General features: G+C 63.4%; 28 protein-coding genes. 16 read left to right on the forward strand and 12 right to left on the reverse strand.

Features of this window, described 5'->3' with window-relative positions; all coding sequences use genetic code 11:
• Positions 1-120: 120 nt before the first annotated feature.
• Positions 121-549: a DUF6481 family protein gene (locus tag C8D77_RS20870; RefSeq protein ID WP_109667244.1), complete on the forward strand. Its 429-nt coding sequence runs from the start codon at positions 121-123 to the stop codon at positions 547-549.
• 75 nt (positions 550-624) lie between these two features.
• Here C8D77_RS20870 and sugE read toward each other — a convergent pair whose 3' ends face one another.
• Positions 625-939 carry a quaternary ammonium compound efflux SMR transporter SugE gene (sugE, locus tag C8D77_RS20875; protein ID WP_013528463.1) on the reverse strand — a complete coding sequence of 105 codons (315 nt, stop codon included), beginning with the start codon at positions 937-939 and terminating at the stop codon, positions 625-627.
• A gap of 208 nt (positions 940-1,147) precedes the next feature.
• Positions 1,148-1,273: a hypothetical protein gene (locus C8D77_RS38825; protein WP_013528464.1), complete on the reverse strand. Its 126-nt coding sequence runs from the start codon at positions 1,271-1,273 to the stop codon at positions 1,148-1,150.
• 211 nt (positions 1,274-1,484) lie between these two features.
• Here C8D77_RS38825 and C8D77_RS20885 point away from each other — a divergent pair, with 211 nt between their 5' ends.
• The 3 genes from C8D77_RS20885 to C8D77_RS20895 all read left to right on the forward strand — a co-directional run bounded on the left by C8D77_RS20885 (position 1,485) and on the right by C8D77_RS20895 (position 3,873).
• Entirely contained in the window at positions 1,485-2,294 is an 810-nt protein-coding gene (locus tag C8D77_RS20885; RefSeq protein ID WP_109667764.1) for a transglutaminase-like domain-containing protein, read from the forward strand.
• A gap of 145 nt (positions 2,295-2,439) precedes the next feature.
• Positions 2,440-3,405, forward strand: a complete 966-nt coding sequence (locus tag C8D77_RS20890) for a cation diffusion facilitator family transporter (protein WP_109667247.1) — start codon at positions 2,440-2,442, stop codon at positions 3,403-3,405.
• A gap of 63 nt (positions 3,406-3,468) precedes the next feature.
• The gene (locus C8D77_RS20895; RefSeq protein ID WP_109667250.1) at positions 3,469-3,873 is read left to right on the forward strand and encodes a GFA family protein; all 405 of its coding nucleotides are present in this window, start codon (positions 3,469-3,471) and stop codon (positions 3,871-3,873) included.
• A gap of 6 nt (positions 3,874-3,879) precedes the next feature.
• Here C8D77_RS20895 and C8D77_RS20900 read toward each other — a convergent pair whose 3' ends face one another.
• Positions 3,880-5,151, reverse strand: a complete 1,272-nt coding sequence (locus C8D77_RS20900) for a DNA recombination protein RmuC (protein ID WP_109667253.1) — start codon at positions 5,149-5,151, stop codon at positions 3,880-3,882.
• Positions 5,152-5,254: 103 nt separating this feature from the next.
• Here C8D77_RS20900 and def point away from each other — a divergent pair, with 103 nt between their 5' ends.
• The 4 genes from def to truA are packed head-to-tail and all read left to right on the forward strand — an operon-like array spanning position 5,255 to position 8,035.
• Positions 5,255-5,785 (forward strand): peptide deformylase, encoded by a 531-nt coding sequence (def, locus tag C8D77_RS20905; RefSeq protein ID WP_109667256.1) that lies wholly within the window; start codon positions 5,255-5,257, stop codon positions 5,783-5,785.
• 5 nt (positions 5,786-5,790) lie between these two features.
• Positions 5,791-6,744: a methionyl-tRNA formyltransferase gene (gene fmt / locus C8D77_RS20910; RefSeq protein ID WP_109667259.1), complete on the forward strand. Its 954-nt coding sequence runs from the start codon at positions 5,791-5,793 to the stop codon at positions 6,742-6,744.
• On the forward strand, positions 6,741-7,247 hold the full coding sequence (locus C8D77_RS20915) for a GNAT family N-acetyltransferase (RefSeq protein WP_109667261.1): 507 nt from the start codon (positions 6,741-6,743) through the stop codon (positions 7,245-7,247). The genes fmt and C8D77_RS20915 overlap by 4 nt, the downstream gene beginning before the upstream one ends.
• Before the next feature lie 23 nt (positions 7,248-7,270).
• Positions 7,271-8,035, forward strand: coding sequence for a tRNA pseudouridine(38-40) synthase TruA (gene truA / locus C8D77_RS20920; protein ID WP_109667264.1), 765 nt, complete (start codon positions 7,271-7,273; stop codon positions 8,033-8,035).
• A 29-nt stretch (positions 8,036-8,064) separates the two neighbouring features.
• Here truA and C8D77_RS20925 read toward each other — a convergent pair whose 3' ends face one another.
• Together C8D77_RS20925 and dapE are read right to left on the reverse strand one after the other, a co-directional pair.
• Positions 8,065-8,697: a transporter gene (locus C8D77_RS20925; protein ID WP_109667267.1), complete on the reverse strand. Its 633-nt coding sequence runs from the start codon at positions 8,695-8,697 to the stop codon at positions 8,065-8,067.
• Positions 8,698-8,702: 5 nt separating this feature from the next.
• Positions 8,703-9,896, reverse strand: a complete 1,194-nt coding sequence (dapE, locus tag C8D77_RS20930; protein WP_109667270.1) for a succinyl-diaminopimelate desuccinylase — start codon at positions 9,894-9,896, stop codon at positions 8,703-8,705.
• A gap of 129 nt (positions 9,897-10,025) precedes the next feature.
• Here dapE and C8D77_RS20935 point away from each other — a divergent pair, with 129 nt between their 5' ends.
• Positions 10,026-11,069 (forward strand): 2-dehydropantoate 2-reductase, encoded by a 1,044-nt coding sequence (locus C8D77_RS20935; protein WP_109667767.1) that lies wholly within the window; start codon positions 10,026-10,028, stop codon positions 11,067-11,069.
• On the opposite strand, the gene C8D77_RS20940 is transcribed toward C8D77_RS20935, so the two are convergent.
• From C8D77_RS20940 to dapD, 4 genes are all read right to left on the reverse strand, one after another.
• Positions 10,969-11,745, reverse strand: coding sequence for a hypothetical protein (locus tag C8D77_RS20940; protein WP_109667273.1), 777 nt, complete (start codon positions 11,743-11,745; stop codon positions 10,969-10,971). The genes C8D77_RS20935 and C8D77_RS20940 overlap by 101 nt on opposite strands.
• 13 nt (positions 11,746-11,758) lie before the next feature.
• Positions 11,759-12,136: a DUF805 domain-containing protein gene (locus tag C8D77_RS20945; protein WP_164548547.1), complete on the reverse strand. Its 378-nt coding sequence runs from the start codon at positions 12,134-12,136 to the stop codon at positions 11,759-11,761.
• Positions 12,129-12,491: a DUF805 domain-containing protein gene (locus tag C8D77_RS20950; RefSeq protein ID WP_109667278.1), complete on the reverse strand. Its 363-nt coding sequence runs from the start codon at positions 12,489-12,491 to the stop codon at positions 12,129-12,131. The genes C8D77_RS20945 and C8D77_RS20950 overlap by 8 nt, the downstream gene beginning before the upstream one ends.
• 72 nt (positions 12,492-12,563) lie before the next feature.
• Positions 12,564-13,418 (reverse strand): 2,3,4,5-tetrahydropyridine-2,6-dicarboxylate N-succinyltransferase, encoded by an 855-nt coding sequence (dapD, locus tag C8D77_RS20955; protein ID WP_109667281.1) that lies wholly within the window; start codon positions 13,416-13,418, stop codon positions 12,564-12,566.
• A gap of 227 nt (positions 13,419-13,645) precedes the next feature.
• Here dapD and C8D77_RS20960 point away from each other — a divergent pair, with 227 nt between their 5' ends.
• Positions 13,646-14,491, forward strand: coding sequence for an LOG family protein (locus C8D77_RS20960; protein WP_109667284.1), 846 nt, complete (start codon positions 13,646-13,648; stop codon positions 14,489-14,491).
• 88 nt (positions 14,492-14,579) lie between these two features.
• On the opposite strand, the gene C8D77_RS20965 is transcribed toward C8D77_RS20960, so the two are convergent.
• Positions 14,580-15,293, reverse strand: a complete 714-nt coding sequence (locus C8D77_RS20965) for a pyrimidine 5'-nucleotidase (RefSeq protein ID WP_109667287.1) — start codon at positions 15,291-15,293, stop codon at positions 14,580-14,582.
• 160 nt (positions 15,294-15,453) lie between these two features.
• Here C8D77_RS20965 and C8D77_RS20970 point away from each other — a divergent pair, with 160 nt between their 5' ends.
• From C8D77_RS20970 to C8D77_RS20980, 3 genes are all read left to right on the forward strand, one after another.
• Positions 15,454-16,215, forward strand: a complete 762-nt coding sequence (locus C8D77_RS20970; RefSeq protein ID WP_109667289.1) for a GGDEF domain-containing protein — start codon at positions 15,454-15,456, stop codon at positions 16,213-16,215.
• A 195-nt stretch (positions 16,216-16,410) separates the two neighbouring features.
• Positions 16,411-16,605 carry a hypothetical protein gene (locus C8D77_RS20975; RefSeq protein WP_109667291.1) on the forward strand — a complete coding sequence of 65 codons (195 nt, stop codon included), beginning with the start codon at positions 16,411-16,413 and terminating at the stop codon, positions 16,603-16,605.
• Entirely contained in the window at positions 16,602-18,041 is a 1,440-nt protein-coding gene (locus C8D77_RS20980) for a GMC oxidoreductase (RefSeq protein WP_109667293.1), read from the forward strand. Before C8D77_RS20975 ends, C8D77_RS20980 begins: the two co-directional genes overlap by 4 nt.
• Before the next feature lie 82 nt (positions 18,042-18,123).
• Here the strand turns inward: C8D77_RS20980 and C8D77_RS37650 are convergent, their stop codons facing one another.
• On the reverse strand, positions 18,124-18,291 hold the full coding sequence (locus C8D77_RS37650; RefSeq protein ID WP_164548546.1) for a hypothetical protein: 168 nt from the start codon (positions 18,289-18,291) through the stop codon (positions 18,124-18,126).
• A 94-nt stretch (positions 18,292-18,385) separates the two neighbouring features.
• On the opposite strand from C8D77_RS37650, the gene C8D77_RS20985 reads away from it, so the two are divergent.
• Positions 18,386-18,886 carry a MarR family winged helix-turn-helix transcriptional regulator gene (locus C8D77_RS20985; protein ID WP_109667296.1) on the forward strand — a complete coding sequence of 167 codons (501 nt, stop codon included), beginning with the start codon at positions 18,386-18,388 and terminating at the stop codon, positions 18,884-18,886.
• Between the two features lie 53 nt (positions 18,887-18,939).
• On the opposite strand, the gene phhA is transcribed toward C8D77_RS20985, so the two are convergent.
• Positions 18,940-19,776 carry a phenylalanine 4-monooxygenase gene (phhA, locus tag C8D77_RS20990; RefSeq protein WP_109667299.1) on the reverse strand — a complete coding sequence of 279 codons (837 nt, stop codon included), beginning with the start codon at positions 19,774-19,776 and terminating at the stop codon, positions 18,940-18,942.
• A gap of 140 nt (positions 19,777-19,916) precedes the next feature.
• Here phhA and C8D77_RS20995 point away from each other — a divergent pair, with 140 nt between their 5' ends.
• Together C8D77_RS20995 and bchE are read left to right on the forward strand one after the other, a co-directional pair.
• A complete protein-coding gene (locus C8D77_RS20995) occupies positions 19,917-20,393 on the forward strand; it encodes an Lrp/AsnC family transcriptional regulator (RefSeq protein WP_109667301.1) in 477 nt (158 codons plus the stop codon).
• Positions 20,394-20,509: 116 nt separating this feature from the next.
• Positions 20,510-22,057, forward strand: a complete 1,548-nt coding sequence (gene bchE / locus C8D77_RS21000) for a magnesium-protoporphyrin IX monomethyl ester anaerobic oxidative cyclase (protein ID WP_109667304.1) — start codon at positions 20,510-20,512, stop codon at positions 22,055-22,057.
• Positions 22,058-22,151 lie beyond the last annotated feature (94 nt).

Genomic DNA, 22,151 nt, shown 5'->3' on the forward strand with positions numbered 1-22,151 from the left:
GAAAAGGCGTCTCCCGAGTGCAACAGCCAACAATTTCATGGCTGCCATGCCGTTTTGGCGCTTGAACTCTCGGTTTTCGCGCGTATGTAAGCGTCGCGAATTGACTTCAGGGAAGTGGACTTGGCTATCTACAGGGAAAAAGACGTTTTCGAGCGGCGCAACGCCGCAAACGAGGCAAAGAAGGCGCTCCTCGAGCGCTTCAAGGCAAAGCCGGCGGCGGATGATCCCGCAGTGCTGGCGCGGCAGGCCGAACGCAAGGCGATCCTCGAGGCTCGCGAAATCCGCGAGGCCGAGAAGGCGAGGCTGAAGCAGGAAAAGCTGGCACGCGAAGCGGTCGAGAAGGCCGAGCGCGAGGCAGCAGCCGAGGCGGCACGTATCGCCGCCGAGGAAGCTGCACAGGCTGAGGCCAAGATTCGGGAATCCGAAGAGAACGAGCGCATCGCCCGTTTTCTGGCCGACGAAGCCGAACGCAAGGCTAAGCGCGACGCGCGTTATGCAGCGCGCAAGCAGCGCACCGGCAGAACGCCTCCAGGCTTCTCCGCCCGCTAGCCTCGCGGCAAGCATCGAATTTCAAGGTCAGGGTCGCCTCGCAGCGGCCCTGAACGTGTTTGTCTGCCGCTATGGTCAGGCGGCGAACTTCAGCCCCATGATGCCGCAGACGATGAGCGCGATGCAGGCCAGCCTGATCGCGGTGGCTGGCTCGCCGAGCAGCCAGATGCCGAGCAGTGCCGTACCGACGGTGCCAATGCCGGTCCACACCGCATAGGCGGTGCCGACCGGCAGCGCCTTCAGCGCCAGGCCGAGCAGAGTGAGGCTGACAACCATCGAAGCAACGGTCAGCACGGTCGGCACCAGCTTCGAGAAGCCATCGGTGTATTTGAGGCCGATTGCCCAGCCGATCTCGAACAGGCCGGCAAAAAAGAGAAGAATCCACGACATAGACAACGCTCCATCAGAGAATCGGACCGAAAGTGATTTTCGGGTGTCCGACGCTCAGTCAAACAATGGCGGGTCGTCCCGTCCGGATTTTGGGGGAAGCGCGAGGTCGTCCCCGCCGCGCCAATATAGGAATTTCGGGCGCTCGATCAACAGCGGCCGGCAACAGTGTTGCCGGCCGTAATCTTATTCCGAAGCGGATGGGCCGGACCTACTTGTCCTTGAGCTTCATCGCCTTGACCGGCGGCGCCTTCAGGGCCGGAGCCGGGGCGGGCTTCTTGGCGTCCTTCTTCGGCTTGCGGGCTTCCTTGCCTGCCTTCATCGCACCTTTAGCCATGATTCGTTCCTCCTGATGTGGGAAGCGAAGTGAAACAAGAGAACCGCCGGACCGCAAGGGGTTAGCGACTGCTGCCGCCGTCAGCGGATCGCTTTCAACCGGTTTCTAATTTGCTCGTAAACCCTGGCGGTCCGTGCCATGGTCATTTTCGCACTGCAGCATCAACCCGTGCCTTCGCCGGGTGATCGTCAGGCAGGCCGTCAGGACGACAATGCGAATCCACATCGGCTGCGAGATGAGCTTCGACTTTCCCCAGGAAACGCCGCTCATCGCGATGCTGAATGTGCACTATTCCCGGGCCTCCGATCTCGAACGGCCGGATTTCCTGATCTCCAATCCGCCGGTGCCGATCCAGAGCTATCGCGACAGTTTCGGCAACTGGTGCAACCGGTTCGTCGCGCCGCCCGGGCGTTTCACCTTCGGCACCGACGCGGTGATCCGCGATCCCGGCACCTTCGAGATGGGCGACCTGATGGCCTGGCAACACGAGGTGCGCGACCTGCCAGCGGACACGCTGCTGTTCCTGCTGCCCAGCCGCTTTTGCGAGAGCGACCTTCTGGCCAGCGAAGCGTGGCGGCTGTTCGGCAACACACCGCTCGGCATTCCACGCGTGCAGGCGGTCTGCGACTTCGTCCACAACCATATCGTCTTCAACTACGGCAATGCGCGGCCAACGCGCACCGCGGCGGAAGCCTATCGCGAACAGAGCGGTGTTTGCCGCGACTACGCGCATCTCGCCGTCACCTTCTGCCGGGCACTCAACATCCCGACGCGCTACTGCACCGGCTATATCAGCGACATCGGCATGCCAAAGCCGTGGGCGAGCATGGATTTCTGCGCCTGGATGGAAGTCTATCTCGGCGGCCGCTGGCATGTCTTCGACCCGCGCAACAATGCGCCGCGCATCGGCCGCATCCTGATCGCCTCCGGCCGCGACGCCGCTGATGTGCCGCTGACCCATATTTTCGGGCCGGGCACGCTCGCCGGCTTCAAGGTGTGGACTGATGAGATCGTCGAATAGTCGCCGTTTTCTGCCCGCCAGTCTTTGGCCAGCGACCTCCTTAACGACCGCCGTTTTGAACGAGCCAACGGTTCGCGCGTTGTGATGCCTGTGGAGCTTCTGCCATCTGGCCGTTAGACTGGATGCGCATCAACGGGGACACACCATGGCCGGGCATGGCGGCTCAAAAAGGGTCATTTACGCAGCACTCGCCGGCAATCTCGCCATTGCGGTGACCAAGTTCGCCGCCGCCCTGTTCACCGGCAGCTCGGCGATGCTGTCGGAAGGCGTGCATTCGCTGGTCGATACCGGCAATGGCGGCGTGCTGCTCTACGGCATGCGCCGCGCCGCCCGCCCGGCCGACCGCACGCATCCGCTCGGGCACGCCCGCGAGCTGTATTTCTGGAGTTTCATCGTCGCCCTTCTCGTCTTCGCGCTGGGCGCCGGCGTGTCGTTCTACGAAGGCGTGGTCCATATCATGGCGCCGGAGCCGGTCGCCAACGCTGAGGTGACCTACATCGTTCTGGGTCTTGCCTTCCTGTTCGAAGGCAGCTCGTGGTGGGTGGCGCTGAAGGAGTTTCGCAAGCAGAAGGGCAAGGAGGGCTGGCTGCAGGCCGTGCAATCGAGCAAGGATCCGAGCGTCTACACCGTGCTGTTCGAGGATAGTGCGGCCCTGCTCGGCCTGATCGTCGCTTTCGCCGGCATCCTGGCGGCGGACCTGCTGGAGATGCCGGAGCTCGACGGCGCCGCCTCGATCGGCATTGGGCTGATCCTCGGCGCGACGGCGATCTTCCTGGCACGCGAAAGCAAGGGCCTGCTGATCGGCGAGCCGGCATCACTCGAGGTGCAGAGACAGGTGCTGGCGATCGCCCAGCAAGATCCGGCGGTGCAGCGGGCAAACGGCGTCCTGACCGTCCATATGGGGCCGACAGAGATCGTCGCCGGCCTGAGCATCGAATTCGAGGATCATCTGACGGCGCCGGAGATCGAAGCCTGTGTGGAGCGTCTGGAGGCGAAGCTGAAAAAAGAGATGCCGGAGATCACGCGGCTGTTCGTCAAGCCGCAGACGTCAGGCACCTGGGAAAAACGGCGCAAGCTGATCGAGACCGCATCCGATCCGGCGCTGGACTAGCGCTGCGCCGTTGCCTCGCGGCCTTGCCCCGCTAAGATCGTCGGGAATTCTGGAGGAGCGAAGATGAAAATCGACGGCGGCTGCCATTGTGGCGCCATTACCTACGAGGCGGAGGTCGATCCTCAAAAGACGAACATCTGCCACTGCACGGACTGCCAGCAACTGACCGGCACGGCTTTTCGCGTGACGGTTCCGGCGCCGGAAAGCAACTACCGCATCACCAAGGGCACGCCGAAAATCTACATCAAGATCGTGGCGAGCGGCGCCAAGCGCGCCCAGGCCTTTTGCGCCGACTGCGGCTCGCACCTTTACGCCACGTCGGTCGGAGATGGTCCGAAGGTCTATGGAATTCGAGTGGGAACCGCGCGGCAACGCCAGGAATTGACACCGACACAGCAGAAATGGCACCGCTCCGCGCTGCACTGGCTGCCTGAATTTCAAGGCATGACCACGGTGGAGGAGCAGTAGCGCCGCTCAGTCGTCGCCTTCGACGACCCTCAACCTGAGCTGTCCGGTTTTCGAATCGGCAACGCGGGCGCCCGCGTCGACCTTCGCCACCGGAGCCCGTGACGCGGCGTCCGCGGCGGCATCGCCGTCTGGCTGCGCGCCGAACTCGAGCGCCTCGATCTTCTGGCCGCGCTTGGTGACCTTCGACGTCGAAACCAAGATGTCGTCGATGTCCTTGGTCGACTGACCGAAATGGACCTGCAGCTTGCGCACCCGCTCGTCGACACGCGCAACGTCCTCCATCAGCCGGATGACCTCGCCCTGGATGAGATGCGCCTGTTCGCGCATGCGCGCATCCTTGAGGATCGCCTGGATGACCTGGATCGACAGCATCAGCAGCGACGGCGAGACGATGACGATACGGGCGCGGTGCGCCTTGTGCACGATCGCCTCGAAATTCTCGTGGATCTCGGCGAACACCGATTCCGACGGCACGAACATGAAGGCGGTGTCCTGCGTCTCGCCCTGGATCAGGTATTTTTCCGAGATATCGCGGACATGGATCTCGATGTCGCGGCGGAAGGCCTGCGAGGCTGCCTTCTGCAGGTCGGCGCCATCGGCGGCGCGGATAGCGTTCCAGGCTTCCAGCGGAAATTTTGCATCGATGGCGAGCGACGGCGCGCCGTTCGGCATCTTCACCAGGCAATCGGGCCGGCTGCCGTTCGACAATGTCGCCTGGAATTCATAGGCGCCGTGCGGCAGGCCGTCGGCGACGATCGCCTCCATGCGCGACTGGCCGAAGGCGCCGCGCGTCTGCTTGTTGGAAAGGATCGCCTGCAGCTGCACGACCTGGCCGGCGAGGGACTGGATGTTGCCTTGCGCGACATCGATGATCGCCAGCCGCTCCTGCAATTTGGCCAGGCTCTCATGCGTGGATTTCGTCTGCTCGGTCATGGTCTGGCCAAGGCGGCCGGTCATGGCGTCGAGGCGCTGGCCGATCGACTGCGTCAGCTCCGCCTGCCGTGCCCCGAACACTTCGGCGATGGCGCCCATGCGGCCCTGCATCTCGGCCTGGCTTTGCAATATGCCGGCCATCCGCGCCTCGGCGTCGCGGGCATGGTCGGCGGCTTCGGCGGCAGCGACAGCCCGCGCCTTGGCCGACCGCCACAGCGCGATGATGAGCGCCACGAACAGGCCAAGAAACAGCAAAACGCCGAAGGCCAGCGCATGGCCGAGCGTGATCGTGGTGGCGCCAAGTCGCGCGACAGGCTCCGAAAGGATAGTGCTCAGATCATTCATGTGGACAGCATAGCCGATTCGTCCTGATAGCACAGATCAAAACGTGAACGAGCCTCAAGCCCAATGGTTGACGCTTTTCGCTGGAGGTCTTAGGTGGAACGCCATGCCGATCAAGCCGCTCATCATCCTTCCCGACCCCATCCTGCGCCAGGTTTCCAAGCCGGTGGAGCGCGTCGACGCGCCCTTGCGCAAATTAGCCGACGATATGCTGGCGACCATGTATGACGCGCCCGGCATCGGGCTGGCGGCAATCCAGATCGGCGAACCCCTGCGCATGCTGGTGATCGATCTCGCCAAGGAAGACGAGACGCCAGCGCCGCAGATCTTCATCAACCCGGAGATCCTGGAGAGCGCCGACGCGCGCTCCGTCTACGAGGAAGGCTGCCTGTCGATCCCGGACTATTACGCCGAAGTCGAACGCCCTGCCTCCGTGCGGGTCAAATATCTCGACCGTGACGGCAAGTTGCAGGAGATGGAGGCCGAGGGCCTGATGGCGACCTGCCTGCAGCACGAGATCGACCACCTCAATGGTGTCCTGTTCATCGACCACATCTCGAAGCTGAAGCGCGACATGGTGGTGAAGAAATTCAAGAAGCTCGCCAGGGACAAGGCGCCGGGCAAGCTGGCGGGATAGGGGAAATGCCCCTTCGCGTCATCTTCATGGGCACGCCGGAGTTTTCGGTGCCGACGCTGCGCGCGATTGCCGAGGCTGGACATGAGATATCAGCCGTCTACACCCAGCCGCCGCGCGCCGCCGGACGGCGCGGGCTGGAGTTGACACCGTCGCCGGTGCAGCGCGAGGCGGAACGGCTGGGCATCGAGACGCGGACACCGGGATCGCTCAAAGGCGAGGCCGAGCAGGCCGCGTTCCGTGCCTTGCAGGCCGATGTCGCCGTGGTCGTCGCGTATGGCTTGCTGCTGCCGAAAGCGGTTCTGGAGGCGGCCCGGCTTGGCTGCATCAACGGCCATGCATCGCTGCTGCCGCGCTGGCGTGGCGCGGCACCCATCCAGCGCGCCATCATGGCCGGCGACCTGGAAAGCGGCATGATGGTGATGCGCATGGAAGAGGGTTTGGACACCGGTCCGGTCGGACTGGTTGAAAAATGCGCCATCGAACCCGATATGACAGCCGGCGATCTGCATGATCGGTTGATGAGTGTCGGTGCGACCCTGATGGTGGAAGCGCTGGCGCGACTGGAAAGGAACACCCTGACATTTGCCGCCCAGGCGGTGGAAGGGGTGACCTACGCCAAAAAAATCGATAAATCCGAGACGCGCGTGGACTGGACTCGCTCGGCGAGCGAGGTCCACAATAGCATTCGTGGCCTGTCGCCCTTTCCCGGCGCCTGGTCCGAGATAGGAATTGGCGGCCGCCCGGAGCGGCTGAAACTGCTTCGCTCGACGCTGTCGCAAGGCCTGTCGCCTTCGGAAGATTTGGGCGAGTCGGGAGGAATTCTCGATGACCGGCTGACGGTCGCCTGCGGGGCAGGCGCGATCAGACTGGTCGAAGTTCAACGGGCGGGCGGAAGGCCCGCTGCCGCGTCGGAATTCCTGCGCGGGGCCAAGATCGAAAAAGGAATGAAATTCTCATGAGCATGATGTCGATACGCGCGGCGACGCCGCGGGATCGCGAGGCCATTCGCCTCGTCGAGGAACACGCTTTCGGCCAGCAGGCGGAGGCCGGGCTGGTCGACGCGCTGGTGACCGGTGGCGACGCCGTTGCCGAACTGGTGGCGGAAGAGGACGGCCAGGTGGTCGGCCACATCCTGTTTTCCCGGCTGTTCGTCCAGAACGGCGGCAAGACCTTCGCGGCCGTGGCGCTCGCGCCGCTGGCGGTGGAGCCCTCGTTCCATGGCAGCGGCATTGGCGGCGCGCTGATCCGCGAGGCGCATATCCGCCTCAGGGACGGCGGCGAGACGCTGGCCGTGGTGCTCGGCGACCCCACCTATTACGGACGTTTCGGCTATAGCCACACGCGTGCCCAGAACTTCGAAAGCGAGTACCAGGGCGAAGCACTGCAAGCGCTGGCCTGGGGCGACGCACCAGAGGCAGGCTGGCTGGTCTACGCCTCCGCCTTCACCGCTCTCGCCGCCTAGGCGAGAGCATATAGCAGCCCGGCATGCCGCGTTTTCGCCTCGACATCGAATATGACGGCAGCCTGTTTGCCGGCTGGCAGCACCAGGCGGATCAGCCTTCGGTGCAGCAGGCGATCGAGCAGGCGATCGAAAAATTCTGTGGCGAAGTGGTTAGGCTGCGCGCCGCCGGGCGCACCGATGCTGGCGTGCATGCGACCGCCCAGGTGGCGCATGTCGACCTCGCCAAGGCGTGGCCAGGCGACAAGGTGCGCGATGCGATCAATGCCCATTTGCAGGCGGCCGGCGCGCGCATCGCCGTCCTGAAGGCGGCCGTCGTCCCGGACGGCTTCGATGCGCGCTTCTCGGCCACCGGCCGCCATTATCTCTACCGCATCCTCAACCGCCGCGCGCCGGCCGCGCTCGACAAGGGCAAGGTGTGGTGGGTGCCGAAGCGGCTCGACACCGGCGCCATGCATGAAGCGGCGAAGGTCCTGCTCGGACGGCATGACTTCACCACCTTCCGCTCGACCCAGTGCCAGGCCAACAGCCCGATCAGGACACTGGAGCGGCTCGATGTGATGAGGCAAGGTGACCTGATCGAGGTAAGGGCCTCGGCGCGTTCCTTCCTGCACAATCAGGTGCGTTCGATGGTCGGCTCGCTCAAGCGCGTCGGCGACGGCGGCTGGACCGAGGCCGGCCTGAAAGCAGCGCTCGAGGCGCACGACCGCGCCGCCTGCGGACAGGTGGCGCCACCCGACGGGCTGTTTCTCGTTGGCGTCGATTATCCCGAGGTCGACTATCCAGGATAGAGGCCGGAAGGCTCTATCCACGGAAGGCTCTACCCTGAGACGAACCCGGAAAGGCTCTGAGCCCCGACATCATCCGGCACGGTGATGCCGAGCAGCGTCTGCAGGCCGAACAGCACCAACAGCGACGCGATGAACATACCGACGAAAACGCCGGTGCCGATCGCTGGGCCCTTGCCGATGGTGGCGTTGGTCATGCGCCAGGTCAGCACCATCGACAGGGCAAACAAAAGCAGCGACACGAGGCTCGAAACCTGGCTCGCGGACGACAGGAAAAGCCGGATCAGCGCCGAGGGCAGCATCAGCCAGGCGGTGATGGCCGAAGCCCAGTTGCTGGCAACGACATAGTGGACGAAGCGGCCGCCTATGCCGGCGCGCGGCGCGATCAAAGCGAGCGCAATCAACGGCAGCACCCAGGAGCCGATGTCGACCGTCGCCAGGCGCACCAGCATGCTGAAGCGACCCGCGAAGGCATCGGGATCGCCGATCTCGTTGGCGATGCCGACCCAGCCGACGATCAGCGCCGGTGCGGCAACGACAATGGCGAAAAAGGAATTCCAGAAGCCGTCGGCCGACAGGTCGAGCAGGCGCAATCCATCGGCCTTGCCGAGCATCAATCGCCAGGCGCCCGTCAGCGAAGCTTGGGTTTCGTCCGCCGAAAGCATGTTGCTCAGCCCTGTCCGAACCAGTCTTCGATGAAGCGCTGGTAGATTCGCGTCAGCGTTTCAAGATCGGCAATGGCGACGCGTTCGTCGACCATGTGCATGGTCTTGCCGACCAGCCCGAACTCGACCACCGGACAATAGTCCTTGATGAAACGCGCGTCGGATGTACCGCCTGAGGTCGACAGCGTCGGCTCCTTGCCGACCGCCGACTTGATCGAGCCGCGGAGCGTTTCAATCAGTTTGTCGTCGCGGGTCAGGAAGACATGGCTTGGCCGGTCGCGCCAGACGAGCTCGTAGTCGACCGGCGTCTTCTTGCCCTGCCGGTACTTCTTGCGTTTGGCCGCCTGGTCGAGCCGGTTGTGGATCTCGGCCTGAAGGGTCTCATCAGTCCAGGTGTCGTTGAAGCGGATGTTGAAGGTGGCAAGCGCCTTGGCCGGAATGACATTGGTGGCGGGGTTGCCGACATCGATGGAGGTGATCTCCAGGTTGGTCGGCTGGAAATCCCTGGTTCCCTTGTCGAAGACGGGATGCAGCAAGGCGTCGACCAGGCTCATCAGCCCGCGCACCGGATTGTCGGCAAGCTGCGGGTAGGCGACATGGCCCTGGCGGCCGTTGACTGATATGGCGCCGGACATCGAGCCGCGGCGGCCGATCTTGATCATGTCGCCGAGCGCATCCGGGTTGGTCGGTTCGCCGACGATGGAGGCATCCCATTTCTCGCCCCTAGAAGCCGCCCATTCGAGCAGCTTGACGGTGCCGTTGATGGCCGGCCCTTCCTCGTCGCCGGTGATCAGCAGCGAGACCGAGCCTTTCGGACCACCATTCTGCTCGACATGGCGCGCCATGGCGGCGATGAAACACGCGATGCCGCCCTTCATATCGACTGCGCCACGGCCATACATCTCGCCATTGGCGATCTCGGCGGCGAAGGGCGGATGCGTCCATGCGGCTTCGTCGCCGACCGGCACCACATCGGTGTGGCCGGCGAACATCAGATGCGGGCCGTTGCCGGAACGCCTCGCATAGAGGTTTTCGATGTCGGGCGTGCCGTCTTCGGAAAACACCGGCCGATCGACCAGGAAGCCGAGCGGTTTCAGCATCGTCTCCAGCGCGGTCAGCGCACCGCCCTCAGTGGGCGTCACCGAAGCACAACGGATAAGGGCGGCGAGGTTTTCGGCGGGATCGGTCGGCAGCGTCATGGCAAAAGCGATAGTCGAAAGCGCAGGGCCTGTCACGGCCAGACATGGGGGCCAGCTCCATGGCTGGCGATAGCGCCGACATTATGGTTTTCATGTCGTATAGTTCCGGGCCGAATGCGGGGCGACAGGATGGCAAACGGGGACAAGAGGATCGTCATTGCCGGCGCCGGCAGCATTGGCTGCTATGCCGGCGGCTGCCTGGCGCTCGCCGGCCGCGAGGTGACCCTGCTGGCCCGGCCGCGCATCGAGGCGGCCTTGCGGCAGGGTGGGTTGCGGGTCAGCGACCTTGAAGGCCGCGATCGCACGATCAGGCCCGAGGCACTTGTCGTCACCACCGATCCGGCGACCGCCTTGCCGCAAGCGGACGTGATCCTGGTCACGGTCAAGAGCGGCGCGACGCAGGACATGGCAGCCCTCATCAGGGCCCATGCGCGCCCGGATGCTGTGGTGGTCAGCCTGCAGAACGGCATCGACAATGCCGACAGGCTGCGTGCAGGACTTGGCCGGCGAACGGTGCTGGCCGGCATGGTGCCGTTCAATGTCGTACAGTCGCCGGACGGCGAACTGCCGCTGCGCGTGCATCGCGCCAGCGACGGCACGGTGATGGTCGAGGACGGCGACGCCGGCCTAATCGGCCTGCTCGGCGTCGAGGGATTTGCGGTCGAAGCCCATGGCGAGATGAAGGCCGTGCTGTGGGGCAAGCTGCTGATGAATTTGAACAACGCGCTGGTGGCGCTTTCCGGCCTGCCGCTGGCAACCGAATTGGCCGATCGGCGCTGGCGGCTGATCCTGGCCGGTCAGATCGACGAGGCGCTCACGGCGATGAAAGCGTCCGGCATCGAGCCGGCGCGGATCGCCGGCCTGCGGCCGGTGCTACTGCCGAAAGTGCTCCGGCTGCCGGACTGGCTGTTCAAGCTCTTGGCGCGACGCATGCTGACGATCGACCCGCAGGCGCGCTCATCGATGTGGGACGATTTGCAGCGCGGCCGGCCGACGGAGATCGATGATTTGCAAGGCGCCATCCAGCGGCTGGCGGAAACGGCCGGCACGTCGGCGCCGATGGTCCAGCGGATCACCGCCTTGGTGCGCGCGGCGGAATCGGAGCGGCTTGGCTCGCCGGGCCTGGCGCCGGAGCAGGTCGTTGCGCCGCCGGCTGGCCGTCGATCAACGTGATCTTCTGCCAGATTTTCCGCGACAGGTTGGACGCCAGGTTTTCGATGTCGTTGACGCCGTCGATGACCACGTCGTCATTGACCGACTGTGCGAACAGCGCTGCGATCTTGCCGGTGATCGACAGCATTTCGGAGCAATAGTCGAGGTAGCGCGCCAGGTCGGCGGCGTTGGTGATGCGGGCCGGCGAGTGCGCCGTCGGCTTGAAATTGGCCGAAAGGGCCGCCGGATCCTTGGTCAGCTGGTGCATGTCGATGACATGGATCAGCGACCGCAGGCCGTGCAGCTGGCGAAATACCCGCTTGCGTTTGATGCGCTCCTCGGTGCGGATCAACGCCAGGAAGCCGAGCACGGCGAGGATCATCATGTTGATCGTGGCTTCGATGCCTTGCACCGACTGCACCGCATCGTCGGCCTGGGAGATGTGGATGAGCGGCAGGATGGTGCCGACGAACAGAAAGATCAGCGCACCGGCGATGACGGCGGCGATGATGAGCCCGCGCAGCCACCAGATCGGCGCTTCGAGCGCCTGAGCCGCCTTGGCCAGATCGCGCGACAGCGAGACCAGTTCGGCGGCGACGCCACGCAATCCCGCTTCGGGGAAACGGTCGGCGATCCGCTCTTCCAGCCGCTCGGCGGTTTCGACGATCAGTTTCGGATCAAGCGTGCGGTAGCGCATGTCCGATCGGCCCTCAGGGTTGTGCCGGCTCGTTGGTGCGCCGGCCATAGCGGTTGGGCCCAGGCTGCCCTGGAAACAGGCACAACACAAGGAAGGCGACGATCGAGACCACCGGCACGAACAGGATCAGCGCGGCAATGCCCGGCTTGTCGAGGTCGTGCAGCCGCTTGACCGCCAGCGCGATGTTGGACCACAGCGAGGCGATGAAGGCGACGAAGAAGATGAACGACCACATGTTGCTCTCGGCCGAACCTTCCGGCACCAGCGTGAAGCGGTAGAGCGGAAAGGCCTGGATGATGGCGACGAGCAACCCGCCAAGAAAATAGGCCGCGCGACTGACGCGGCCCGATATTTTGAAGAAAAGCCAGGTGAGATCTGATCTGTCAGGCAAGCGGGTCCGATCCATATTGATTGGCACCCCTGGTGCCTTCGAGGATGCCGAGTTCGACCAGCAGCCAGATGCCGCCGATAATGGGTACGAGGCCGATCAGCGTCCACCAGCCCGACTTGTTGCGGTCGTGCCAGCGTTTGGCATAGAGGGCAATCGCGAAATAGATCGATGCCAGCGCGAAGAGGATGCCGATAATGCCGACCTGAGCGCCGCTGGCCGTGGTGAACCGCGTGCCGAGGATCGCATCGAGAATGAAAGCTATGACGCCGATAACGATGAATACGCCGATGCCAGCCCAGAACTTGCCACGGTTGATGCGGCCATCAAAGCTTGTGAGCAGATATTTCCAGTCCATGTCACCCCTCCATATTGAACCAGCGCGACCGATTGTCGCGCCGGCGGAAGGTGCGCTCGCTTTGCGGAAAGATCAATCGCGGAGCAATTCGTTGATCGAGGTCTTGGACCGGGTCCTGGCGTCGACACGCTTGACGATGACGGCGCAGTAGAGGCTGGGGCCAGGTTCGTTGTTCGGAAAAGGTTTGCCCGGCAGCGAACCGGCGACGACGACGGAATTCGGCGGCACTTCGCCATAAAAGATTTCGCCGGTGGCGCGGTCGACGATCTTGGTCGACTGGCCGATGAAGACGCCCATGCCGAGCACCGAGCCTTCGCGCACGATGCAGCCCTCGACCACTTCCGAGCGAGCGCCGATGAAGCAATTGTCCTCGATGATGGTAGGCCCGGCCTGCATCGGCTCCAGCACGCCGCCGATGCCGACGCCGCCGGACAGATGGACGTTCTTGCCAATCTGGGCACAGGAGCCGACCGAGGCCCAGGTGTCGACCATGGTACCTGAGTCGACATAGGCGCCGACATTGACGAAGGACGGCATCAGCACGGCGCCAGGCGCGACATAGGCCGAACGGCGCACGATCGACGACGGCACGGCGCGGAAGCCTGCCTTCTCGAAGTTGACGGCACTCCAGCCGTCGAACTTCGACGGCACCTTGTCCCACCACACCGCCTCGCCCGGACCACCCTTGATGATCTCCATCGGGTTGAGCCGGAACGACAACAGCACGGCCTTCTTCAGCCACTGGTTGACATGCCACTTGCCGTCGGCCTGCCGTTCGGCGACACGGGCGTCGCCGCGATCGAGCAGGTCGAGCGCCGACTGGATGGCATCGCGCGTTTCGCCACGCGTCGCCGTCGAAATCGTGTCGCGTTCCTCGAAGGCCTTCTCAATGGTCTTTTCGAGACTCGCCAGATCGGGCTTCGACATGAATTCGCTCCATTACCAAGCTGTTAAGGGGCAACGCCTTAACCTGTTTCCAAAGTCGCGCGGACCCCTTGGCAGGCTTTGCCTGCCTGGGTCTTTGCATGTAGCAGGTTCTTGTCACAAAACCGCCGGACACTTTTGCGGAACCTGCTTATGTGAAGCCTTGGTGAGGGTCAATCGCGGGTGCGTCATGGGACGGCGCAAGTGAAAGAATTGGACGGGTAAAGCATATGACTCCTATGGAAAAGGCGGGGTGGACCCCGTTGCCGCATTCGGACGAGGATCTGGAGCGGTCGAAGAGCGTGCCGGACACGCCGCAGACGCGTGCTGAGACCTACCGGCTGGCCTGGAACGATCCCGACTTCATGACGCGGCGCGAGTTGCGCGCGGTCAGGTTGCAGCTCGAACTCCTGAAGCCCGAGATGATCCTGGCCGAACGCGGCATCCGTTCGACGGTGATCCTGTTCGGCGGCGCACGCCTGCCGGAACCCGGCGGCGAGGCCTGGGCGGCCAAGAACGAGACGCAGAGGAAGAACCTCGAGGAAAACAGCAAATACTACGAGGAGGCGCGCAAATTCGCGCGTCTCTGCTCGCGGCAGTCGGCTGCTTCATACTATCGTGAATATGTCGTGGTGACCGGCGGCGGGCCCGGCGTGATGGAAGCGGGAAATCGCGGCGCCGACGATGTCGGCGCGCCGTCGATCGGCCTCAACATCGTCCTGCCGCATGAGCAGGCGCCGAACATCTATGTGACGCCGGAGCTCTGCTTCAACTTCCACTATTTCGCCATCCGCAAGATGCATTTCGTCATGCGCGCCAAGGCCGTGGCGGTGTTTCCCGGCGGCTTCGGCACGATGGACGAGTTCTTCGAGACGCTGACACTGATCCAGACCGGACGCATGGAGCGCGTACCCGTGATCCTGTTCGGCAAATCCTTCTGGAAGCGGGCGATCGATCTCGATTTCCTCGCCGAGCAGGGCACGATCAGCCCCGGCGACCAGGACATCATCGACTTCGTCGACACCGCCGATGAGGCCTGGGGGATTATCAGCCGGTTCTACAAGTTAGGGGAGTAGGGCTGGGAATTGGAGAACTGGGGAATTGAAGAATGAGGGGGATTGCGCGTTCCGGACCGATTCCCCAATTCGTCAGTTCTTCAATTCTTCAATTCCCTACCCCCGTCTCCACAATCGCCGTCAGAAACCCCGCAAGATCGTCGGTGACGAAATCGACATCATCCTCATTGGCCGGGTCGCGCTCCCAGATCTCGGCAAAGGTCGGCTCGAAATTGCGTGGCACCACCAGCACCGTGGTCATGCCGAGCGACTTCGGCACCGAAAGATTGCGGGCAAGATCTTCGAACATTACCGCATTGTGGCCGGTGACGGCGTGGAGCTCGGCGAACTTCTCGTAGGTCTGGCGCGCCGGTTTGGGATTGAGCCCGGCGGCGACGATATCGAAAATGTCGTCGAAATGGTCGAGAATGCCGAGCTGGCGCGCGGTGCGTTCGGCATGCCTGCGGTCGCCATTGGTGAAGATGAACTTGCGGCCCGGAAGCTGGCGGATGGCGGTGCCGAGAACGGGATCGGGCACCAGCCATGAATAATCGATGTCATGCACCTTCTCGAGGAAATCGTCGGGGTCGATGCCATGACGCGTCATCAACCCATTCAGCGTCGTGCCATATTCGCGGTAGAGTTCCTTCTGCAGCTTGCGTGCTTCGTCGCGCGGCAGCGCCAGGAGTTCGCCGACATAGGCCGTCATCTTGACGTCGATCTGCGAGAACAGATTCGAGTGGTGCGGATAGAGCGTGTTGTCGAGATCGAACACCCAGTCGGTGACATGGGCGAAGCGCGCGGGGTCGGGGAGCGTGGTCATGCGCTCCTTATGGCATGAAACGGGCATTCCGGAAGCGACTTTATCCACAACTTCTACTCGTTGAGGTTGCGTAAATCGCCTCACGATTCAAATTTTATGCATCCGGGAAAGGTGGCCTTCAGGGCTTGCTGGCACAGAGACAGTCTTGTGGGAGCAAGCGATGAGCAGCATAATTCTTAGATCCGCCGCCGTTGCTTTCGCCTCTGTCGCGGCCTCTCTCCTGCTGACGCTGATCATCGTTCCGGCGATGGGATTTCCGGTAAACCGTACGATCTGGCTGTCTTCTACGCTCTGTCCTCTGGTGCTGGCATGGGCTGCCAGCGCAAGTACTTTCTGGCAAAGCGACAGACTGAAAACCGCACATCGCGAACTTGCCCGCGCCCATGCCCAGCTCGCCGCAGCGCATCGCCGCCTGGCGGAAAAGGCGAGCCGCGACGACATGACCGGCATGCTCAACCGGGAAAGCTTCTTTGCCGCGCTCGACGGTTCGCGCCGCAAGTCCGATCGCGGCGCGCTGCTGATCATCGACGCCGACCACTTCAAGAAGATCAACGATAATTTTGGCCACCTGACCGGCGATGACGCGCTGCTTTTGATCGCCAGCGCGATCCAGCGCGGCGTGCGCAGCGGCGATGTGCTCGGCCGCATCGGTGGCGAGGAGTTCGGCGCCTTCCTGATCGGCGCCACCGAGCAGGAGGCCAAGCGGGTCGCCGAGCGCATTCGCCGCGAAGTCGAGCTGATCCGCTTCCGGCCCGTCGACGAGCGGACCATTCCGCTCACGGTCAGCATCGGCGGCACCGTCTGCGGCGACGATGTCAACGTATCGGACCTGATGCGCGCCGCCGACCGGCGCCTCTACCAGGCCAAGCATCAGGGCCGCAACCTGACGATCCTCGATACGGACATTTCCGCAGCGGCGTGATCCGATCCGCCACAACCAGATCGTTAAGGAAATTCTAACGCTGTTTGCACTCGGTTGCACCGTTTAGCCGGGTTTTCACTGCTTTGCGGCCAGACTTGGCACGATACTGGCTTCTGCGGCGATGCATGTGTCGTTCCGGGAACTGCCGTTCCAGGAATGCCACGCATTGTCGAAGCTCCCACCCGAGAGACCGTCATGAGTTTCCTCATCAAAAAAATGTCACGCCGCGCGATCGTGCAGGCGCTGATCGCACTGCCTGCCCTGTCTTTGTTCCGCAAGCTGCCTGATGCCGATGCCGCCCATCCATCCCATGCCGGTGCATCCCTGGCCGACCCGAGCGAGATCGTCGAGGTCAATGGTTGGATCCTGAAGCGGAGTGACCTGGCATGATCTTCGACAGCTACGAGGCGTATCGCGCCGCGAACTTCACCCCAAAGGTGTGCATCCTCGGCTCCGGCCCGGCTGGCACCACCGTTGCCCGCAAGCTTGGCGCCGCCGGCATTCCGGTCGTGGTGCTGGAGGCCGGCTCGCGTGAGTTCAGCGACGAGTCGCAGGATTTCTACCGTGGCACCACGGTCGGCGATTTCTATTTCGATCTCGACATCACCCGGCTGCGGTTCATGGGTGGCAGTTCCAACCACTGGGCCGGCTGGTGCCGCGTGCTCGACAAACAGGATTTCGAGCCGAAGGCCTGGGTGCCCGATACGGGCTGGCCGATCCGCCGCACCGACATCGAGCCCTATCTGCCGGAAGTGCGCGATATTCTCGACCTTCCGGCCTTCCGGCCGGACATGCCGATCTCGGACGACATTCGCTGGGTGCAGCTGATCAAGAGCCCGGCTGTGCGCTTCGCCGAGAAATTCGGCGACGAACTCGACAAAGCCGGGAACATCGCGGTCGTGCTCAACACATGCGTCACTGAACTTGTCGGCGACGGCAAACGCGTGACGGGCGCCAGACTGTGGTCGAACGGGCAGGATGCCGGCTCCTTCAGCGCGGACTATTTCATCGTCTGCACCGGCGGGCTGGAGAATTCGCGGCTGCTTCTGTGGTCGAACCAGCGCTCGAACGGCGGCGTCGTGCCGAATGCGGCAGCGCTTGGCCGCTACTGGATGGAGCATCCGACCTTCGAGGGCGGCAATGCCATCCTGGCCGACTACAACGCGTTCGAGGTCGACGCCGTCAACGAGGCCTTCTTCTCGCCGACACTTGCCGCCATGGAACGGCTGCAGATCATGAATTTCGGCATCAGATTGATCGAGACGCCGTATCCGGGGGTCAAGAGCCTTATCGCCGACCTCGCCTGCACGGCGCCCAGCATGGCGGAATGGATGTCCTACCAGCTCAGTCAGAGACTGCGCTGCGCCGCCCAGCTCTACGTCGCATGGGAACAGGCGCCGCTGGCCTCCAACCAGATCGAGCTGTCGAAGACCGATGTCGACCATGCCGGCGTGCCACGCATCGAGCTGCACTGGAAAAAATCAGAGCTGGAACATCGCACCCTGCTCGAAGGGCTCAGACTGTTCGGCACGACGCTGATCGAAAAGAACCTCGGCCGAGTGCGCATTGCCGACTGGATCAGCAATGGTCAGGACTATCCGACCAATGACGAGACGGCGGGCCATCACCATATGGGCGGCACGCGCATGGGCACCGACATCAGCAAGAGTGTTGTCGACGCCAACTGCAAGGTGCACGGCATGGACAATCTCTATGTCGGCGGCTCCTCGGTGTTCTGCACATCGGGCCAATGCAACCCGACGACAACGATCACCGCGCTGGCCTGCCGGCTGGGCGACCATCTGAGCAAGGTGGTCACCGTCTGACGGTCCCACGGCAACGTCCTGAATTTCAAGGCATGCCGACAATGCCGGCGCCGTGATGGCGCCGGCAGATGCGCGGCATGGCTCAAAATCCGTAGACGGCGATGCGCACCAGCACGGCGGCTGCGGCCAGCGAGACGAGCAGAATGCCGAGGCCGATGGGGGAGCCCCAGCCATACCATTCCATCGCCAGCTTGGCGTATTTGAACTCCTCCTCATGCGAGAGCGGCGCGCGCTGTTGAATCAAGCTCATTTTTCACTCCTTGTCGGCGGCTGGCTCTTGCCTTGCAGGCAGTGCGGCCGCATATTGCTGCGATGGTCTAAATGTTAGACAGATTGATAATTAGATGATCGAAGTAAATTCGTCAACCGGGAATCGTGCCGAACTGACTGCCTCCATCGGCCTTGCCATCATGCAGTGGCAGGACGCGACGCAGGCCTATGACGAAGCGGTGGGGGTGAGGCTTGGGCTGAACATGGCCGAACGCCATTGCATCGGGCTGCTCCATGGCGGCCCGCAATCGGCCGGCGCGATCGCCACCGCGACCGGGCTGACACCGGCTGCGGTGACCGCGCTGATCGACCGGCTGGAAGCGCGCGGCCTGCTGACGCGCATGCGCAGTCTCGAGGACAGGCGCAAGGTGGTCATAGAGGCGACCGAGGCCACGCGGGAACTGTCGGCGCGCTACTACGGTGCCATCGCGCGGGAAGGCGAAAGGGTGATCGCCAGCTTCGGCGACGCAGAGCTCGCCACCATATCGCGCTTCGTCAACGCCGCACTCGACCTGCAGCGCGACCAGCTGGCGCGGCTGAAGGCCGAGGGGCCCGACACTCCAAACGGGCGATAGGAGTGCCGATGGCTCCCGCCCCATCGAGGGGGGAGACACGCTTTTGCGGAAAGCTAGACGGTTGCCGGGTCGAGCGCCGGCTGGCCCTTGCGGCGGGCGACGATCGCCTCGAAGTCGGCAGTCTGGAAGGCATCGCGCAAGGCGTCGAACGACGGCAGCACGAAATAGGCACGCTGGAACTTGTCGATCTCGTAGCCGGTCCGCATCACCGTTTCCAGGTCGAAGGGCACGTGGTGAGCGTCCTTGCTGTCGACCGCGAATTGCAATTCGGTAAACGACGACATCAGGCCGGCGCCAAAGGCTTTCAGCGTCTGGCCGGCCTCCTGCATCAGGCCGTATTCGGCCGTGTACCAGTAGAGCCGGGTGATCATCTCGTCGCCGCCCAGCGCGATGATGTCGCCGGCCTTGCGGCCATACATCTGCATGAAATCGGCGAACACCGGCTGCGACAGAACAGGGACGTGGCCGAAGAAATCGTGGAACATGTCGGGCTCGACGATGTAGTCGAGTTCCTGCCGGGTCCGCAGCCAGTTGGTGACCGGGAAGCGGCGATTGGCGAGATGGTCGAAGAACGGGGCTGCGGGAATGAGCCCCGGCACGGCGACGATCTCCCAGCCGGTCAGCTTGTGCAGCTTGGCGCTGACCTCCTCGAAATCGGGGATGCGATCAAGCAGGCCGAGCTTCTCGACGCCGTCGAGATAGGAATGGTGGGCGAGCTTGCGCGTCAGTTTGGTCTGGCGGTCGCACAGCGTGCGCCACACCGCCTGCTCTTCGGCGCTGTAGTCGTAACCCTGCGCCACGGTAAAATCGGAACGGCAGACCGAATAGTCGCCGCGCAACCCTTGCGCCGCGCAGTCGCGGGCATATTCGGCAACGCTCATCGTCGTCATGGTTTTTCTCCTCGCAAATCATGAATGGCGAATGGTGCTGAAAGGCTAACCGGATTTGCCGAGGCAAATCGGTTTTGATGATGGCTCGAATGCGGGAATCGGGATAACATTCACTCAGAAAGCGCCTTCAAGGAGTGAGAATGCCTCAATTCGATGAGTTCGAGATCAAGATGCTCGATGTCCTGCAGCGCGACGGGCGCAAGCCGGTGTCCGAACTGGCGCAAGAGATCGGCCTGTCGACGACGCCGTGCGCGCGGCGCTTCGAAGCGCTGCAGGAGGCCGGCATCATCAAGGGCTTTGCCGCGGTGATCAGCCGCCGTGCGGTCGGGCTGATGGTCGAGGTGTTCATCCAGGTTCGCCTTGTCAGCCACAGCGACGGCTCGCCCGAAAGCTTCATCGCTGCCGTGCAGCGCATGGACGAGGTGTCCTCGTGCTGGACGATGACAGGCGACCACGATTTCCTGCTGCATGTCATGGTGCCGTCGGTCGACGAGCTCAACGCCTTCGTCATGCACCGGCTGATGCGGCTCGACGGCGTGCGCGACGTCCACACCCAGTTGGTGCTGCAGAACATCAAGGGACCCGGCCACGTGCCGCTCGCCCACCTCCGGCGGTGACAATGCCTGCCTTCGCACTCCTTGGGGAAAAGCTGCACGCAAACTGCTGAAACGGGCCAAGCGCGTGTCCACATCGCCGGCCAGCTTGCGCGGACCAACTGCCCAGGAGGTCCGTCATGAAAATCGTCCTGATCAATCCGCCGCACACCGCCATCGGAAGCCGCGTGCCCGACGATCATTTGCCGCCGCTCGGCCTGCTGGCGCTGGGCGGCCCGCTGATCGATGCCGGCCATGAGGTGCGGCTCGTCGACGCCGAATTCGGGCCGATGCCGCTCGACAGTGTGGTGCGCGACGCGCTCGCCGATCGCCCCGACTTCATCCTGATCGGCCATTCCGGCTCGACCTCGGCGCACCCGACCGCCTTGCTGATCGCCGAGATGATCAAGGAGCGCGAGCCGGCGACCATCATCATCTATGGCGGCGTCTTTCCGACCTATCACTGGCGCGACATCCTGGCTGAAACGGATGCCTTCGACTTCATCGTGCGCGGCGAGGGCGAGGCAACCGTGGTGGCGCTGGTCGAGGCGCTGGAGATGCACCAGCCGCCAGCGAGCGTGGCCGGCATCGCCTTTCGCGACGATCTGCGCCGTCCCTTCGCCACGCAGCCAGCCATGACCATTGCCGACCTCGACGCCTACCGCGTCGGCTGGGAGCTGATCGACCACAGGCACTACAGCTACTGGGGCGGCAAGCGGGCCGTCGTCATGCAGTTTTCGCGCGGCTGCCCGCATCTGTGCAACTATTGCGGCCAGCGCGGCTTCTGGACCCGCTGGCGGCATCGCGATCCGGTGAAATTCGCGCAAGAAATCGCCTGGCTGCACCGGGAACACGGCGTCGAGCTGATCAATCTTGCCGACGAGAATCCGACGGTTTCGAAGAAAGCCTGGCGCGCCTTTCTCGACGCCCTGATCGCCGAGAACGTGCCGGTGCTGATCGTCGGCTCGACCCGCGCCGACGACATCGTGCGCGATGCCGACATCCTGCATCTCTACCGCAAGGCCGGTGTCATCCGCTGGCTGCTCGGCATGGAGAACACCGACGAACAGACGCTTCAATTGATCCGCAAGGGCGGCAGCACCTCATCCGATCGCGAAGCGATAAGGCTGTTGCGCCTGCACGACATCCTGTCGATGGCGACCTGGGTCGCCGGCTTCGAGGATGAGGGCTTTCGCGACCTGTGGCGCGGCTTTCGTCAGCTCATCGCTTACGACCCGGACCAGATCCAGGCGCTCTACGTGACGCCGCATCGCTGGACGCCGTTCTTCCGGATCGCGCGGGATCGCAAGGTGATCCAGCGGGATGCCCGCCTGTGGGACTACAAGCACCAGGTGCTGCAGATGACGCGGCTGAAGCCGTGGATGCTGTTCTTCAGCGTCAAGCTGATCGAGCTGGCGGTGCAATCGCGGCCGAAGGCGCTGGCGCGCATCCTGTTCCACAAAGATCCCGAGCAGCGCCATTCGATGCGCTGGTACACGCAAATGGGCCGCCGCGTCTGGTTCCGCGAGGTATGGGGATTTCTGGTCCGCGACATCAGGGTGAAAGACGGCCCGACGCTTGCCGAATTCTGGGGTGCGCCGCAGGACGCCGAGGAGGAATCGATGTCCGTTCGACGCCCGGCGCGCAAGCCGGCACCGCCCGAGATCACGATTTCGCCGCGCGCCTGACGGCCTTGGAAATTTCCTTAAATCATACGCGACGTATGCGCATTGACATACGCAGCGTATGTACCCACATCCGACATACGGGACGTATGTCAAT

This window comes from Mesorhizobium loti, from assembly GCF_003148495.1.
GTDB lineage: Bacteria > Pseudomonadota > Alphaproteobacteria > Rhizobiales > Rhizobiaceae > Mesorhizobium > Mesorhizobium loti.